14 protein-coding genes and 1 pseudogene are annotated in these 15,162 nt (G+C 67.9%); 10 read left to right on the top strand and 5 right to left on the bottom strand.

Annotated elements, in window-relative coordinates:
* Positions 1-70 precede the first annotated feature (70 nt).
* Together FB390_RS24010 and cynR are read right to left on the bottom strand one after the other, a co-directional pair.
* Positions 71-1,108: a fused (3R)-hydroxyacyl-ACP dehydratase subunits HadA/HadB gene (locus FB390_RS24010; RefSeq protein ID WP_141810980.1), complete on the bottom strand. Its 1,038-nt coding sequence runs from the start codon at positions 1,106-1,108 to the stop codon at positions 71-73.
* Between the two features lie 166 nt (positions 1,109-1,274).
* Positions 1,275-2,159 (bottom strand): transcriptional regulator CynR, encoded by an 885-nt coding sequence (gene cynR / locus FB390_RS24005; protein WP_141810979.1) that lies wholly within the window; start codon positions 2,157-2,159, stop codon positions 1,275-1,277.
* A 104-nt stretch (positions 2,160-2,263) separates the two neighbouring features.
* Between cynR and FB390_RS24000 the strand changes: the two genes are divergently transcribed.
* The gene (locus tag FB390_RS24000; protein WP_141810978.1) at positions 2,264-3,007 is read left to right on the top strand and encodes an ankyrin repeat domain-containing protein; all 744 of its coding nucleotides are present in this window, start codon (positions 2,264-2,266) and stop codon (positions 3,005-3,007) included.
* Positions 3,008-3,020: 13 nt separating this feature from the next.
* Here the strand turns inward: FB390_RS24000 and sigJ are convergent, their stop codons facing one another.
* Positions 3,021-3,911: an RNA polymerase sigma factor SigJ gene (gene sigJ, locus FB390_RS23995; RefSeq protein WP_141810977.1), complete on the bottom strand. Its 891-nt coding sequence runs from the start codon at positions 3,909-3,911 to the stop codon at positions 3,021-3,023.
* 142 nt (positions 3,912-4,053) lie between these two features.
* Between sigJ and FB390_RS23990 the strand changes: the two genes are divergently transcribed.
* Positions 4,054-4,554, top strand: a complete 501-nt coding sequence (locus FB390_RS23990) for a YybH family protein (protein WP_246124182.1) — start codon at positions 4,054-4,056, stop codon at positions 4,552-4,554.
* A gap of 62 nt (positions 4,555-4,616) precedes the next feature.
* Here FB390_RS23990 and FB390_RS23985 read toward each other — a convergent pair whose 3' ends face one another.
* Positions 4,617-6,116: a carboxylesterase/lipase family protein gene (locus FB390_RS23985; RefSeq protein ID WP_141810976.1), complete on the bottom strand. Its 1,500-nt coding sequence runs from the start codon at positions 6,114-6,116 to the stop codon at positions 4,617-4,619.
* An 89-nt stretch (positions 6,117-6,205) separates the two neighbouring features.
* Positions 6,206-6,357, bottom strand: a pseudogene (locus tag FB390_RS34910) (transcriptional regulator); the annotation flags it as partial.
* A 60-nt stretch (positions 6,358-6,417) separates the two neighbouring features.
* On the opposite strand from FB390_RS34910, the gene FB390_RS23975 reads away from it, so the two are divergent.
* The 8 genes from FB390_RS23975 to FB390_RS23940 all read left to right on the top strand — a co-directional run bounded on the left by FB390_RS23975 (position 6,418) and on the right by FB390_RS23940 (position 15,159).
* Positions 6,418-7,443 carry a zinc-dependent alcohol dehydrogenase family protein gene (locus FB390_RS23975; protein WP_221639355.1) on the top strand — a complete coding sequence of 342 codons (1,026 nt, stop codon included), beginning with the start codon at positions 6,418-6,420 and terminating at the stop codon, positions 7,441-7,443.
* Between the two features lie 79 nt (positions 7,444-7,522).
* A complete protein-coding gene (locus FB390_RS23970; RefSeq protein WP_141810975.1) occupies positions 7,523-8,041 on the top strand; it encodes an HAD domain-containing protein in 519 nt (172 codons plus the stop codon).
* Between the two features lie 770 nt (positions 8,042-8,811).
* Positions 8,812-9,756 (top strand): coiled-coil domain-containing protein, encoded by a 945-nt coding sequence (locus FB390_RS23965; protein WP_141810974.1) that lies wholly within the window; start codon positions 8,812-8,814, stop codon positions 9,754-9,756.
* A gap of 73 nt (positions 9,757-9,829) precedes the next feature.
* Positions 9,830-10,450, top strand: a complete 621-nt coding sequence (locus FB390_RS23960) for a maltokinase N-terminal cap-like domain-containing protein (protein WP_246124181.1) — start codon at positions 9,830-9,832, stop codon at positions 10,448-10,450.
* A 265-nt stretch (positions 10,451-10,715) separates the two neighbouring features.
* Positions 10,716-11,108, top strand: coding sequence for a DoxX family protein (locus FB390_RS23955; protein ID WP_141810972.1), 393 nt, complete (start codon positions 10,716-10,718; stop codon positions 11,106-11,108).
* 234 nt (positions 11,109-11,342) lie between these two features.
* Entirely contained in the window at positions 11,343-11,942 is a 600-nt protein-coding gene (locus FB390_RS23950) for a DUF308 domain-containing protein (protein ID WP_141810971.1), read from the top strand.
* Positions 11,943-11,979: 37 nt separating this feature from the next.
* Complete coding sequence (locus FB390_RS23945) at positions 11,980-13,443, top strand: S8 family peptidase (RefSeq protein WP_141810970.1); 1,464 nt, start codon at positions 11,980-11,982, stop codon at positions 13,441-13,443.
* 342 nt (positions 13,444-13,785) lie between these two features.
* The gene (locus FB390_RS23940; RefSeq protein ID WP_246124180.1) at positions 13,786-15,159 is read left to right on the top strand and encodes a three-helix bundle dimerization domain-containing protein; all 1,374 of its coding nucleotides are present in this window, start codon (positions 13,786-13,788) and stop codon (positions 15,157-15,159) included.
* The last annotated feature ends 3 nt before the right edge of the window (positions 15,160-15,162 follow it).

Genomic DNA, 15,162 nt, shown 5'->3' with positions numbered 1-15,162 from the left:
CCGCTGACCGCCTTTGCGTTCCTTCAAGCGACGCCTGCTCAGCACCGCCCCAGCTATTGCGGTCGGAGGGTTATGCGAGGCGGACATCCGCGGTGGCGAGGCCGAAAACCTTGCGGCCGGCCGATTTCGCGACGATCACGACGACAGCCGTCCTGGTGTCGGCATCGACCGACTTGATGCGCCCGGTGAACTCCACGGTTCCAGCGGAGGCGGCTTCGATGACGGTGTAATTCGACAATCGAACCCCATATCGGATGACCGCGGCCGGATCGCCGAGCCATCCGGTGACGAATCCCGCCCCCAGGCCCATGGTGAGCATGCCGTGGGCGATCACATCCGGAAGACCCGCGAGTGCGGCGACCTCGTCGTGCCAATGGATGGGGTTCGCGTCGCCGGAGACCCCGGCATAGTTCACCAGATCGCCGCGGGTCAGTTTCACCGATCGAGCGGGAAGCTCGTCACCGACGGCGATGTCCTCGAAGCGGAGCACGGTGCGCGGGACACGCGTGCGTGAGATCGGCGAAAGACGTGCAGTGGAATCCGGATCTGTCACCGGCGGTCCGTCCACGTCGGCGGACACGGCTGTGGTGGGGGAGGTTGTGTCGAGCCCGCTCATGATGACGCGCTCGATCCTGTCGCTGATGTCGGCGTCGACGTCTCCGTCGGTGATGCCGACGACAGTGGTGTGCATGATCTGCACGATGTCACCGGTCTGATCGGTGAAAGTGTTGGTGATAGTGAGCAGGTCCTTGCCCGCGACGCGGCGGACCGAGGAGAGCTCGACATCGCTGACCAACCGGTCGCCGGTGAGCACCGGTTTGTACATTTCGAAAATCTGATCGGTCTGCACGAACATGTCGTAGCCGCTCAGGACGGTGTGGAGCAGCCTGCGGTTGGCCAGCATCGCGGCAGTGGAGATGAACGTGGTCGGTGCGATCAGGCCGGCGTATCCGAGCTCACCGGCGGCGTCCTCACTCCAGTGCGCCGGGTGGAAGTCCTGTACCGCTCGCGCGTACTCGCGGATCTTCTCCCGCCCCACCTCGTAGTAGTCGTCCACTCGATAGCGATGCCCTACCAGCCCAGCCACATCGACCGCCGCTTCCACCAAAGCCCTTCCTCCATCCGAATGTCTTCGACACTCGTCACCGGTAGCACCGGATTCACGAGTGAAACCCCACCTTCTCACAAGTCGGCGCGCTGGGTGCCGTGAAGGATTGGTCCACGAACCGCTGGGGGGCTTCCCCACTGCGAGATGCGAAGCACTGGCGCGGCGTTCAGTCCGATTGCGCGGCATCGTGGATGATCGCGGCGAACGCCCGCGCGGCGGCCGAATGGTAGGCGGTCCCTCGGCGCAGCAACTCCACGGTCCGGCTCGGCAACGCGGGCGCCAACGCGACGGGAGCCAAATCCGGGTGCGCGAGGGTGATGGCATCGGGCAGAACGGTGGCCAGCGAACCCCGGCGCACGAACTCGACCAGCGCCCCGATGGAATTGGCCTCCACCGCGATGCTCGGCGCGCTACGGCGTTCCTCGAAGTAGGCGTCGATGTAAGTCCTGGTCGCGAAGTCGCGCGTGAGCAGCGCCAGGGGAAAGCGCGCCAACTGCGCGACCGGCAGCGGCTTCGTGCGCCCGGCCAAGGCGTGGGTCGATCCGACCACCAGGCTGAGGTGTTCGGTGAACAACGCGACGCTCTCGATCCCCGCGGCATGGGCGCCCGCGAAGGCGATTCCGAGGTCGAGACGGTCGGCGAGCAAGTCGGCCTCGATGCGGTCCTGGGTGGTCTCGATGACGGTGAGCGTCACACCCGGGTAGGCGGCGTGGAACTCGTGCACCAGCGGACCGATGAAATAGGCGGTGAACGTCGGCGTCATCGCCACTCGCAGCTGCCCACGGGACAGATCCTGCACATCGTGGATCGCGCGCTCACCGGCGTCGAGGTCGCGCAGGGCCAGCCGCGCGTGCTGCGCGTAGGCCTCCCCGGCTTCGGTCAGCCGGACGGCCCGGCCGGAACGATCGAGCAGCTGCACACCGAGCGCGCGCTCGAGCTGCCGGACCTGCTGTGACAACGTCGGCTGCGAGACGTGCAGGAACTCCGCCGCGCGGGTGAAGTTTCCGTGGTCGGCGACCGCGAGCAGGTACCTGATGTGGCGCAGCTCCATGGACGAACTATAGATGCCATCTATCAGTGCCATGGGAGTTGTGTCTTGGGCGTTATCGCGATCGCTGGGCATGGTGGAAACACCACCTCAGGCAGGAGTTCTCAGTGATCCACCGACCCTTCCGAATCGCGCTGGCCGCGGCCGCGCTACCTCTCGCGATCGCCGGGTGCACCGCCGAACCACCCGGTGCACAGACCGCGCAGCCCTCGGTCGAAACCTCCGTCCCGGAGTCGTCACCGGTCCGCTCGCCGCGCGACCCGGCGCTCGGAGCGCAGCTGATGCACGCGGCCGCCGCCGACGACGCCGAGAAGGTGCGCGAGCTCATCGCCCGCGGCGCCGACATCGAGTTCCGTGGCGACCGCGATCGCACCCCGCTCGTCGCCGCGACGAAGAACCGCGCGTCCCACGCGGCGCGGGCCTTGATCGAGGCCGGCGCCGACGTGAACGCCAAGGACGACATGCAGGATTCGGCCTACCTCTACGCGGGCGCCGAAGGCCTCGACGACATCCTCGAGCTGACACTGCGCAACGGCGCCGACGTGCGCAGCGTGAACCGCTACGGGGGCACCGCGCTCATCCCGGCCAGCGAACACGGCTACCTCAGCACCGTGCGGCTGTTGATCGAGGCGGGCGTCGACATCGACCACGTCAACGAGCCGGGCTGGACCGCCCTGCACGAAGCGATCGTCTACGGAGACGGATCCGAGCGATACCAGCATGTCGTAACCGCTCTGCTCGACGCGGGCGCCGATCCCGAGATTCGCGACGCATCCGGCCGCACCGCCCTGGACAACGCGCGCCGGCTCGGGCAGTCCGCGATCGTCTCCATCCTCGACGCCGCAATTTGAGATCTGTCCCGACTCAGCCTGCCGTCCATGGCCGCAGTTTCTCCGGATTCCGGATCGCCCAGATGCGAGTGATCCGGCCGTCGGCGATGTCGAAGGCGTAGACCGAGACGATGGTGTCGTCGAGCTGGGCGACCAGACCGGGCTGGCCGTTCACCGTGCGCTCCAGCAGGGTTACCGCGGGGCCGTGGGCGGCGATCGCCATCCAGGCGTGAGCGATCTGCTCGCCGCCGATGATCGGGTCGCGGAAGGCCAGCGCCAGGCCGCCGCTGTCGGCCGTCGCGGTCGCCCGTGGATCGAGCAGGCCGATCAGCGCCTCGATGTCTCTTGTCTCCCAGGCCCGTTTGAAGTCCCTGACCACCTCGGCGCGCTGGGCTGCCGACGGGCCCTGCGATGTGCGGATGCGGCGGCGGGCGGAGGAGGCGAGCTGGCGGCAAGCCCCGGGGGTGCGTCCGACGACCTCGGCGACCTCGGCGAAGGAGTAGCGGAACACGTCGTGCAGGACGAACGCCACCCGTTCGGCAGGCGTCATGGAATCCAGCACGACGAGAAAGGCCATGCTGATCGACTCGTCGAGAGTGACCCGGTCGGCGGGATCGTCGGGGGCGAGACCATCGAGCCATTCGGACCGCCCGGGTATCGGCTCCGGAATCCATTCGCCCACGTACTGTTCCCGCCTGGCGCGCGCCGAGCCGAGCAGATCGAGACAGATCCGGCTGGCGACCGTCGTCAACCACGCGCCGGGCGCCGCCACCTCCTGCCGCTGCCGCTCGGACAGCGCGTACCAGCGCGCGTAGGTCTCCTGCACCACATCCTCGGCCTCGGCCAGCGAGCCGAGCAGTCGGTAGGCGACATTGATCAGCTGACGGCGTTCACTGATCACCGCGGGTAGATGCGGGTCGGTCATGGTCGGCTCCTTCGGTCCGTCTCTCTCACCGAGATAGACGAATCAGCGACTCGAAATGTGAGGGATGCGAAGCGTCTGGACGAGGGTTGGTGGGCGGGCGGCCTGACATTCCGGACGGCTGTGGCGTCGAAAGGTCGTAAGCATGTTCAGCAAACCAGGAGTGAGGAAGCCGGTCATGACGCCATCCAACGACCTCCAGTCACACGCGGACCGCATCCAGGCCGATGAAGCCGAGCTCCGCCGGCAGATCGACAAGGCGGTCGAAGGACTGCGAGCCAAGGATCTCGAGGCCTTGAAGCGGCTCTACACAAGCGACGTCGTGTCCTTCGATGTCGAGCCGCCACTCCAGCATGTCGGGATAGCGGCGAAACTCGAGAACTGGGTGAGGGTGTTCTCGATCTTCGAGACTGTGACCTATGAGGTTCGCGACCTGACGTTCACCGTGGGTGGTGATGTGGCATTCGGCCACGCCTTCGCTCGTCTCAGCGGCACGCTGAAGAACGGGGCGGCGACGAGCGGTATGTGGGTCCGGGTCACCTACGGCATGCGCAGGATCGACGGCACCTGGTTGATCGCGCACGACCAGGTCTCGGTGCCGCTCGATATCGCGAGCGGCAAAGGCGTGGTCGATCTCGAACCCTGACGGATCGTGCGATCCGGGCGGCGGTATTCGATGTCGCGGCGGCCGAGCTGTGGGCCGACCGGTTACTCGGTGCGAAGCAGGTCCAGGGTGTCGAACTCGTGGGCGGACCAGATGCGGCGGGAGCGTTCCTCGGGGTACGGCCGAGTCGTCGGTGTGGCGTCGTAGACGCGGGTGGTTCGCGTCCGCGGATCGTAGGGCGTCCAACCGGGCGTGCCCGTGGCCGCGAAGTTCACCCAGTCGATGCGCATGTCCGCGGAGACGTGGGTGATCTCGTTCGCGGCGTTCGGGTGGGCGGAGCGGTGGGCGCGTACCTCGTCCGCGCCGAGGGTGCCGAAGACGAGCAGGAAATCCAGGCAATGCGAGGCGCCCTGTTCCCGGTTGAAGCTCCAGCGGAGCTCGTAGAGCCACACGGGTCCGCCGCCGGCGTGGGCGGCGTCGGCGAGGTGCAGGCTGGGCATCCGAAACAGCCAATCGGCGTTGAGGAGTTCGTACCGTTCGCTCGGGGTGGCATCCGGGTAGGCGGTGCGGTAGTCGGTGGGCGCGAGGTGGTCGAATGCCGCGGTCGTTCGCGCATCGGTGGGCGCGCCGCCGGGACGGGAAGTGTAGAGCCGGTATTCGTCACGGGTGTGTCCCACGAGCAGGTCGACATCGCGCGCCGCGCCGCGGGCTAGTGCGCGCCACGGCGCTTCCGGGAGCAGGACGCCGTCGACGACGGGGGAGAACGGCGTCGGTGTCAGCGCCATGGGTCCCCAAGATTCGACTAACTCCGGCATCTTCGCGATCACCGCCTCCGTCGCGTCGGTCAGTGCGCGCGGCGGGGTTCGGGCCAGCTCGTCGACGGTGGCCTTGGCGCCCAGCTCCCCGGCGATCGTCGTGGAGATCGCGGCGGCGAGCCGTTCGGAGAAGTAGGTGCCCGGCATGCTCTGACTGATCGCACGGCGAAACAGTCCGGCCGCCGACGGCATGACGAGCAGCGCGGCGATACACGCTCCACCGGCGGACTGGCCGAAGACGGTGACGTTGTCCGGATCGCCGCCGAACGCGGCGATATTGTCCCGGACCCACCGCAGCGCGGCGATCTGGTCGAGAATGCCCCGGTTGCCCGGGGCCCCGGCGATGTGGGCGAAACCTTCCACACCGACGCGGTAGTTCATGCTCACCATCACCACACCGGACGCGGCGAGCTTCGCACCGTCGTAGTGCGGGTTGGCGCAGTTGTTCTCCAGGTACGTGCCGCCCTGAATCCACACCATCACCGGTAGATGCGCGAAACCGGGATCCGGGGACCAGACATTGAGAGTCAAGCAGTCGTCGGAACCGTCATCGGTGCGGTCGCACACCGACGACATCACCGAACTTCTGTTCGTCGCTTGGGGAACTGGCGGACCGAACGCCACCGCGTCACGAATGCCGTCCCAGCGTTGTGCTTCGACGGGTGCGGCGAACCGCCGCGGGCCGAATGGTGGTTCGGCGTAGGGGATACCGCGGAAGACCGCGACGTCACCCTCCCACCTGCCACGTACGACTCCGGCCGCCGTGCGGACCAGAGGGTCGACAGTCACTCGGAGTTCCCCCTTTCCTGGCTCGGACTGTCGCACGCCGCTGCCCGGTAGAGCAACCGAATTCCTACAGACCCGCGTCAGGGTCTCGTGTCGAGCACCGATTCGGAGATTCCGTCGACTTGCCGCGGTTCGATCTGGCTGTAGTAGCCGACCGAAGCCCGGCCAAGGTCGCGACCGCCTGGCGGCGCAGGCCGGGGACCCGGCGTTTAGCGGCGTCGTAGACAGGTAGCCCAACGGCGTCGCCTTACCCGTCGACGGTGGCTACACCCGCCGCTGACCACCCTTCCGAAGGAGAACCCTCATGCGCGGAGTAGTGATGTACGGCCCCGGCGACGTCCGCGTCGTCGACCGGGAAGCTCCGAAGATCATCGAACCGACCGACGCGATCATCCGGATCACCACCACCTGTATCTGCGGATCGGACCTGTGGCCCTATCGCGGTGTCGAGCCCGTCGACCACACCTTCATGGGGCACGAGTACGTCGGCGTCGTGGAGGAGATCGGCGACGCGGTGCAGACCTTGAAGGTCGATGACTTCGTCGTCGGATCGTTCTGCATCTCCGACAACGCCTGCGAGATCTGCCGCGCCGGCTACCAATCGCGTTGTGTGCGCGGCTCCTTCGTGGCCGCGGCGATCGGCACCCAGGCCGAGAGGGCTCGCATCCCGTATGCCGACGGAACCCTCGTTCCCACGCCGGGTCGGCCCGCCCCCGAGCTTGTTCCTTCGCTGCTCGCGGCGTCCGATGTGCTGGGCACCGGCTGGTTCGCCGCGGTCGCCGCCGAGGTCGGCCCCGGCAAGACCGTCGCCGTCGTCGGTGACGGCGCCGTCGGACTGATGGGTGTGCTCGCCGCGAAGCAACTCGGCGCCGAGCGGATCATCGCCATGTCCCGCCACGCCGACCGCCAGGCTCTGGCACGGGAGTTCGGCGCCACCGACATCGTCGAAACCCGCGGCGACGAAGGCGTGGCCGCGATCCAGGAGCTCACCAACGGTCTCGGCGCGCACAGCGTGATCGAAGCCGTCGGCACTCAGGAATCGCTGATGCAGGCCATCAGATCCACCCGCCCCGGCGGGCACATCGGCTACGTCGGCGTGGCTCACGAAGGTGTCGCCCTGCCCGCCGACGAACTGTTCTTCGCCGAAGTTCATCTGCACGGTGGTCCCGCGCCGGTCCGCAGGTTCCTGCCCGAACTGATCGACCTCATCTGGGACCGAAAGATCGACCCGGGCAAGGTCTTCGACCTCACCCTTCCCCTGGCCGAGGCCGCCGAAGGCTACCAGGCCATGGACCAACGCCGCGCGATCAAAACCCTGCTCACCCTCTGAGCAAGATCTGGCCAACGCGGAGGTTCGCGCGAAGCTCGATCGTCCATCGGTGAAGTCCTAGGCCTAGCCTGCGATGGTGATGGATAGGCTGCGTCGCCCCCTGCTATTCCTCGACGTCGATGGACCGTTGATCCCGTTCGGCGGAACACCCGGGCATGAGTCGGATTCATCGACCCCTTCCGCGCGGCAGGACGGAACCAATCCGCTTCTGACGCGTCTCGATCCCGAACTCGGGCCGCTGCTGTCGAGCCTTCCATGCGAGCTGGTGTGGGCGACTACCTGGATGTATGAGGCCAACCGTTCGGTGGGTCCGGCGCTGGGCTTGCCGACGCTGGCGGTGGTGGATTGGCCGGAGCGGTCGGACGATCGCGTCGACGAATGGTTCGGGCTGCATTGGAAGACCCGAGCATTGATCGAATGGGCGGCGGGGCGATCGTTCATATGGATCGACGACGAGATCGGTGACGGGGACCGCGAGTGGGTGTCGGTGCATCACGGTGGTCGAGCTCTTCTGCATCGCGTTGATCCTCGGATAGGACTGCAACACAACGATTTCGCCGCCCTCACCGCGTGGATTGACGCCTCCGCGGACCGATAATCGAGTCGCGGGTCGACCACCTCCGGGTCGAATTCCCAGCGCCACATCGCCTCGTCCCGCTCGAGCCACGACGCGAACTCCGCACGCGCACCGAGGGTCGCCGACCAGGACAGGCCCGAACTAGTTGCGCTGGCCCTGATGCGACGGGATCGGAGCCACCCGCTCGAACGCGACCGCCGCCGTACTCGCCAACCAACGCCGAACCTCACCGACCTCCGCGTTCAGGAAATTGGCCAGAAATGTTGAGACATTGGCCGGATACACAGTCCCGCTGGCCCGATCGACTGAGACTTGGCCAGCTTCACTGAGACAGGACATCCAGCAGCCTGATTTCCGGCTCGTCCGGAGCGGGAGTGGTACGGATGTGCCAGCGGTCCTAGTTTTCAAGGCTTTTCGTAAGCATTGCGTTTCGTTTGATGCGACCAAACGTAAACGAATCGAATCGGGCCGTATGCGGGGAAGTCTCAGATCCTGACCACCGATAATGTTCACTTATCGGCGGTCAGACCGTGGCGTCCGGCCGTTGGGTTCCTCTGTGCCGACATGGATTTCGTTTCGTGTGAATACGTTGGATTCGACGAAAACAACGCTACGATTCTCCGGTGTCCAGCACTTGTAGCTATCCGGGATGCACCCGGCCCATCACGCGCGGCGGCGGCCCCGGGCGACCGTCGGAATACTGCGAACACCCCGACCACACTCGATGGCGCGCGTGGCGGGAAAGGCAACGGCTACAACAGGAATCGGAGACACCTGCCGCTTCCGTCACTGTGACGCCACAGGGGCCGGTGACCGCGGCGCGGGCGCGGGCCGATGAGCTGCTCGCTCAGTTCCGCGGCCTGGCCGAACAATTGAGCAACAACCTCAACGCGGCCGTCGTCGAGCTCTCCACCCTGGCCGATCCCTCGATCGCCGAAGCGCAGATCCAGGCCGTTCAAGCCGACGCGGCCCGGCGCATCGCGGAGGCCGAGGTCGCGACGGTCGCCGCCGAGCAGGCGTGGCGCGAGGCCGAGGAGGCACGACGAATCGCGGAGTCCGCCGCCGACGACGCCGCCGCTGCGGCCGAACGAGCGGAAACGCTGGTCGCCGAGGCGAATACCGCGCGCGACGACGCGCTGCGCGAGGTCGAGCGGGTCAGCAAGCAGGCCGCCGACGACGTCTTCACCGCGCGCACCGAAGCCGAGGCCGAGATCCGCGCGGTGCGCCGCGAAGCCGCCGACGACGTCGAACGCGCACGTCAGCAGGCGAGCGAGGACGTGGACAAGGCTCGGCGCAAAGCCGCCGCCGAGATCGAACAGGTGCGCAGGGAATCCGCCCAGCAGATCACCGCGGCCAGCGCCGAGCGCGACCTCGCCGTGCAACGCGCCGCCGATGCCGACCGCGCCATCGACCGCGCCGAACAAGCCACCGCCGAACGCGCCCAAGCCCTCGCCGAGACCCGCGAGGAACTCACCCGCCTGCGCGCCGAACTCGACGCGACCCGAACCGAACTCACCGACCTGCGCCGCACCGCCGCCGCCGAAGCCGCCGCCTACCGCGCCGAAGCGGCCGCCTCCCTCGAACAAGCCCGCGCCGAAGCCGCCCAACGCATCGCCGCCCTGGACGACGCCCGCACCCAAACCCTGGCCCGCGCCGAACGCGCCGAACGCCAACTCGACGAATTGCTCGCCGCCACCCGCCCCGGCGCCACCACAGAACCGGCCCAAAGCCCCTGACGAAACCTGCGGCGCGGCCGAAGGTCTGGTCCGCGGGCTAGCCTGCGCTATGGCTGTCCTCCACTGCACGACCATGTCACCGGGAAAACGGGAGCTGCTCACCGAGTGGCTGCCGAGCCGCCCGTGGTATCGCGGCGGGGTGCGACCGCGGCTGGCCAAGGCCGGTGGTTTCCGGCTCGACGACCCGGCGGGAGAGGTCGGCATCGAGTTCGTGGTCGTCACCGACGACTCAGGCGCGCGACCGACGACCTACCACGTGCCGATGACCTACCGTGGCGCCGAACTGACCGAGGCCGCCGACGCGCTGATCGGCACCTCGGAGCACGGTGTGCTCGGCCTGCGCTGGATCTACGACGGCCCGCGCGACCCCGTGGCGCTCGCGCAGATCGTCGCGTTGCTGAGCGGGAACGCGCAGCCGCAGGCCCAGAGCGCCAGCGACACCCCGGACGACTCCATCAGGGTCGCGAACCCGCTAACCGCTCTCGCGGCTGGACAGTTCGCCACCGTGGACGGGAGCGAGGACACCGAGATCAGCATGATCGGCGGACCGGTCCTCCGGGTTCATCGGCGGCTCGAACCGGAAGTGGCACTGGGACCGGGCATCACGACGGTTACCGCGCCGTGGGGTAGCTCCGGCGACTCGGCGTCGCGGTCCGTGCTGCTGTCGGCGCGAAGCAAGTTTCTCCACGGGTGATGAGACCTCTGATGCGGCAGTGACCGCTCCACAAGGGCCAGGCGTGTTCACGCTCGGTTCGCCCTCGCGGTAGGGGCCATACGTGCGGTGGCGCAGGTCACGTCGCTGGTGTGTCACGCGGTCTGGGTCGGCGGTGTCTGATGCTCGACCAGCTACACCATCGGGAAGCCGACAGGGATGCCCCCGCGAACGGCAGACCGACGGCGACGAACCGCTCGGCCGGATCGAGGACGAGCCCGAGTCGCCTGCGCCTGAAGGAGAAGCAATGAACCTCGCCCTCTGGATCGTCACCGGGCTGCTTGCCGCCCTGGCCCTGTTCGGTGGCGCCGCCAAAGCGTTCATGCCCAAGGACAAGCTCGACGAATTGGGCAGGAAGTCCGGTGGCGGATGGACCGAGCACGCGAGCGCCGGTTTCGTCAGAAGCCTCGGGGCCCTCGAGATCCTGGCCGCGGCCGGCCTGATCCTGCCCGCCGTGCTCGACATCGCACCGGTGATGGTGCCGGTGACAGCCGTGTGCTGGGTGCTGCTGATGATCGGCGCGATGATCACCCACGGCCGCTACGGCCAGTACAAATATGTCGCACTGAATCTCGTCTACCTCGCTATGGCCGTCTTCGTGGCCTGGGGCCGCTTCGGCCCCGAGTCCTTCACCGGCTGAATCAGGGGAGTCGCCTATGGCCCGGCACCCTGCGGATCCGAGCGCGGTGCTACTCGATCGTGCGGCCCGACCAGTCGTAGAACGCGAACTCTGCACGCCCCCGTAATCGCTTGCCTCGTCCGAGATCCCGGCACGGCCGCGAAGAAGACCGTCCACGGTCCCGTATCTACGGGACCGGTCCGCAAAATGAGCAAACTTCAGGCTAACCATGTCTTGCGGTCATATCATGGAGCTATGCCCGGAAACGATGGTGAGGGGCGTGTGGAGTCGCGGGTCCGCGGGGGACGGGAGGCGATTCTGGTCGTGGGTGTCTGCTCCGTCGCCCTCGGCGTGCTTGTCGCGGTCTGGCCGGAGAAATCCGTGCCGACGCTGGAGCTGTTGTTCGGCCTGTATCTACTGGCCTCCGGAGCCGCGCAGCTGTGGCTCGCGGTCGGCGCGCGCTTCGCGATGCCGCTGCGGTCGCTGGTGTTCGTCAGCGGACTGCTCTCGGTGCTGATGGCCGTAACGTGTCTGCGCGGCGGCAATTCCGTGCTGCTGCTGGCCATGTGGGTCGGGCTGAGCTGGACCATCCGCGGCATCACCCAGGCCACCGTGGCGGCATGGGACGACGAGCGGCTCTCCGACGCCGGGCGGCACGAACTGTTCGGGCTGTTCACGATGATCGTCGGCATCGTCGTGCTCGTCCTGCCGCTCGAGGAAATCGACACCCTCGGACTGCTCGTCGGCGGATGCCTCGCGGTGCTCGGCGGGTTGGAGATCGCACTATCCGGCATCGGTCGCGGCAGCACGGTGCGGGTGCCGGGCGTGGCGCGAGTGCCGCTGCCGCGCAGTTGAACTGGCGGGTCGCCCGCGCAACCGGTTCACTGTCTCTATGGCACCCACGGATCAGCGGCGTAGTTCGGCACGGCCACCGGTACCGGGTTCGACGCGATCGCCGGCGGAACTCATCGTCGTCACCCACGGCGCGGCGCGTCCCATCGGCCCGATCGCCTTGCGAGACAGCGCCGCCGGTCGATCCCATCTCCAAGCGGCACTGCCCGGCGGTGCCCGGCTGTCTCCCATTTTCGGCCCCGCCGATCGGCTGCCGGGGCGGTTGCGCGGCACCGACCAGGAATCGATCGGCGCGCACTACCTGAACTACTTCGCCGTGCTCGGCGTCGCCGACGACCTAGAAGCGGTTGCCGAACAGTTGCGGGATGACGACGCGGTGGCCGGCGCGTACGTCAAACCACCGGCGGAACCGCCCATCGCACCGCTGTCCACGGTGTCCGTCTCGACGGCCGCCGCGCCCGCGGTGACACCGGATTACCAAGCCAGGCAAGGCTATCTGGACGCCGCGCCGACCGGAATCGACGCCCGCTGGGCGTGGGGCAGGCCCGGTGGGCGCGGAACGGGCGTGCGGGTGATCGACATCGAAGGCGCGTGGCGCTTCACCCACGAGGACCTCACCCAGAATCAGGGCGGCGTCATCGGCGGCGAACCCGCCGCCGACCCGGGCTGGCGCAACCACGGCACTGCGGTGGCGGGGGAAATCAGCGGCGACGTCAACGCTTTCGGTATCACCGGCATCGCGCCAGAGGCCACCATCCGCGCCGTCTCGGTGTTCGGTCCCGGCTCGGCCACGGCGATCCGCACCGCCGCCGACGCGTTGAACCCCGGCGACATCATCCTCCTCGAACTGCACCGGCCCGGTCCGCGCCGCAACTACCAGAGCCGCCCCGACCAGCTGGGCTACATCGCCATCGAATGGTGGCCCGACGACCTCGCCGCCATCCGCTACGCCACCGCACGCGGCGTCGTCGTGGTGGAAGCGGCGGGCAACGGCGGCGAGGACCTCGACGCGGCGCTCTACGACGCCCGCCCGGACGGTTTCCCGGAAACGTGGCGCAACCCGTTCCGCGGTGGGGCCGCCGATTCCGGCGCGGTGCTGGTCGGCGCGGGCGCACCGCCACCCGGCACGCACGGCCGCGACCACGGCCCGGCCCGGTCACGACTGGCCTTCTCCAACTACGGCTCGCGCGTGGACGCCCAAGGCTGGGGACGCGAGGTGACCACCACCGGCTACGGCGACCTACAGGGCGGCGGCGACGAAGACTACTGGTACACCGACGAATTCAGCGGCACCTCGAGCGCGTCCCCGATCGTCGTCGGTGCGCTCGCCTGCTACCTGGGTATCACCGCCGATTCCGGCCGACGCGACCCGGCGCAGCTGCGCGAGCTGCTCCGCGCCACCGGATCCCCGCAAACCGACGCCCCCGGCCGCACCGTCGCCCAGCGAATCGGAAACCTGCCCGATATCCGCGCCATGGTGGGGGAGTACCAAGGCTCGGCGTAGGCCGCGGTCGGTCGGTGAACCGCGGCACAACACTCGGTGGCGCGCAGCCGATGCCGGGTTGAACTCTATGTTTGCCGCCGTGGCGGCGTGACTTGTGTTGGGGCGGCGGAGAACTGGGCCCGAAAGTGTCTCGCGAGGCGAGTGCATGGGCGCTGACCTGCGCCGCGACAGTGAAGTCGGTCGTCGGTGACACGCATCGAGATGCGTTCACGCGCAGCCGAATTGCCTCATCCGCACGTTTGCGAGGAGTGTCGGCCTCGCCGAAATGCCGGTATGGTTTCGGCGCGCGCAGGTGCCCGAATGCTGTCGCGAGATCCGACCGAAGCACATCGAGGAGAGCTGGTGGCTGTCGACACCGTCCGCGAAGAACAGGCGATCCGCCGGTTGACCGACAGTCTGGTCGAGAACTACACCGAAACCCATTCCGCCGAGCAGATCCAGACCGCGATCGGCTCGGCGCGGCAGCGTTTCGACGGACGGCCCGTGCGGGAGTTCGTGCCGATCCTCGTCGAACGGATCGTGCGTAGAGAGCTGGAACCCGAATCCGAAGTCGCCCCGGCCGAACGAGTCGCGACCGCTCCGGCGACCAGCGAACGTCCGGATCTCACCGCCCGGCTACGGCAGTTCCCGCTGAACAACAAACTCGCGCTGCTCGGCGGCGCGCTGGCCGTTGTCGCGCTGCTGGTCGTCGTGCTGGTGGTTCGCCAGCCCGACTCCGCCCCGTCGGCGGCTTCGGCTCCGGCGCTCACCACCGTGCACGGCGTCGTGGGTTCGGAGAAAATGGCGTTCTTCGAAGACCCCCGCGTAGTCGAAGCCCTCGCCCGGCACGGGCTGAAGGCCGAGGTCGAGCCCGCGGGTTCCCGCCAGATCGCCTCGATCGACCTGGCGAACCACAGCTTCGCGTTCCCCTCCAGCGCGCCCGCCGCCGAGCGGATCCAACGCGCACACAACGTCGCCACCAAGTACACGCCGTTCGCCTCGCCGATGGCGATCGCCACCTTCCGTCCGATCGCCGACCTGCTGACCGCGGCGGGCGTCGTGCGGCCCGGCCCGGTGCCGACCTTCGACATGGGCCGCTACCTCGAACTGGTCGGCCGCAACACCGAATGGGCGCACCTACCCGACAACACCACCTACCCGGTGCGCAAGAACATCCTGGTCTCCACCACCGACCCGCGGACCTCCAACTCCGCCGCGATGTACCTGGCCATCGCCGGGTTCGTGGCCAACGATCGCGCGGTCGTGCAGGGGGCGGACGCCGAGAAGCGGGTGCTGCCGATCGTCTCGCGGCTGTTCACCGGCCAGGGTTACGCGGAGAACTCGAGCGCGGGCCCATTCCAGGAGTACCTCACCGCGGGGATGGGGCCGACGCCGCTGGTGATGATCTACGAAGCCCAGTTCGTCGAGGCGGCCGTGCAGGGACAGCTGAAGCCGGACATGGTGCTGACCTACCCGTCGCCGACGGTCCTGTCCACCCACACGCTGGTGCCGCTGGACGAGTCCGGCGATCGGCTCGGCCGCCTGCTGTCCACCGATCCGGAGCTGCAGCGGCTGGCCGCCGAACACGGCTTCCGCACCGGAGACGCGGCGCAATTCGCGCAGGTCACCGCGGAGAACAAGGTGTCGGTGCCCGCGAATATGATCGATGTTGTCGACGCGCCGACGTTCGAGACCATGGAACATCTGCTCGACGGGGTCACCCAGTCCTATAACTGAGAT

This window comes from Nocardia bhagyanarayanae (genome assembly GCF_006716565.1).
GTDB lineage: Bacteria > Actinomycetota > Actinomycetes > Mycobacteriales > Mycobacteriaceae > Nocardia > Nocardia bhagyanarayanae.
The sequence above is the reverse complement of the archived record's forward strand: the minus strand, read 5'-3'. Positions and strand labels throughout refer to the sequence as shown.

Bases quoted from the DNA above. Each gene is read 5' to 3' on its own strand.
- FB390_RS23955 (WP_141810972.1), top strand. From the start codon at position 10,716: ATGAACCTCGCCCTCTGGATCGTCACCGGGCTGCTTGCCGCCCTGGCC.
- sigJ (WP_141810977.1), bottom strand. From the start codon at position 3,911: ATGACCGACCCGCATCTACCCGCGGTGATCAGTGAACGCCGTCAGCTG.
- cynR (WP_141810979.1), bottom strand. From the start codon at position 2,159: ATGGAGCTGCGCCACATCAGGTACCTGCTCGCGGTCGCCGACCACGGA.
- FB390_RS23970 (WP_141810975.1), top strand. From the start codon at position 7,523: ATGGATAGGCTGCGTCGCCCCCTGCTATTCCTCGACGTCGATGGACCG.
- FB390_RS23975 (WP_221639355.1), top strand. From the start codon at position 6,418: ATGCGCGGAGTAGTGATGTACGGCCCCGGCGACGTCCGCGTCGTCGAC.
- FB390_RS23960 (WP_246124181.1), top strand. From the start codon at position 9,830: ATGTCACCGGGAAAACGGGAGCTGCTCACCGAGTGGCTGCCGAGCCGC.
- FB390_RS23945 (WP_141810970.1), top strand. From the start codon at position 11,980: ATGGCACCCACGGATCAGCGGCGTAGTTCGGCACGGCCACCGGTACCG.
- FB390_RS23950 (WP_141810971.1), top strand. From the start codon at position 11,343: ATGCCCGGAAACGATGGTGAGGGGCGTGTGGAGTCGCGGGTCCGCGGG.
- FB390_RS23990 (WP_246124182.1), top strand. From the start codon at position 4,054: ATGTTCAGCAAACCAGGAGTGAGGAAGCCGGTCATGACGCCATCCAAC.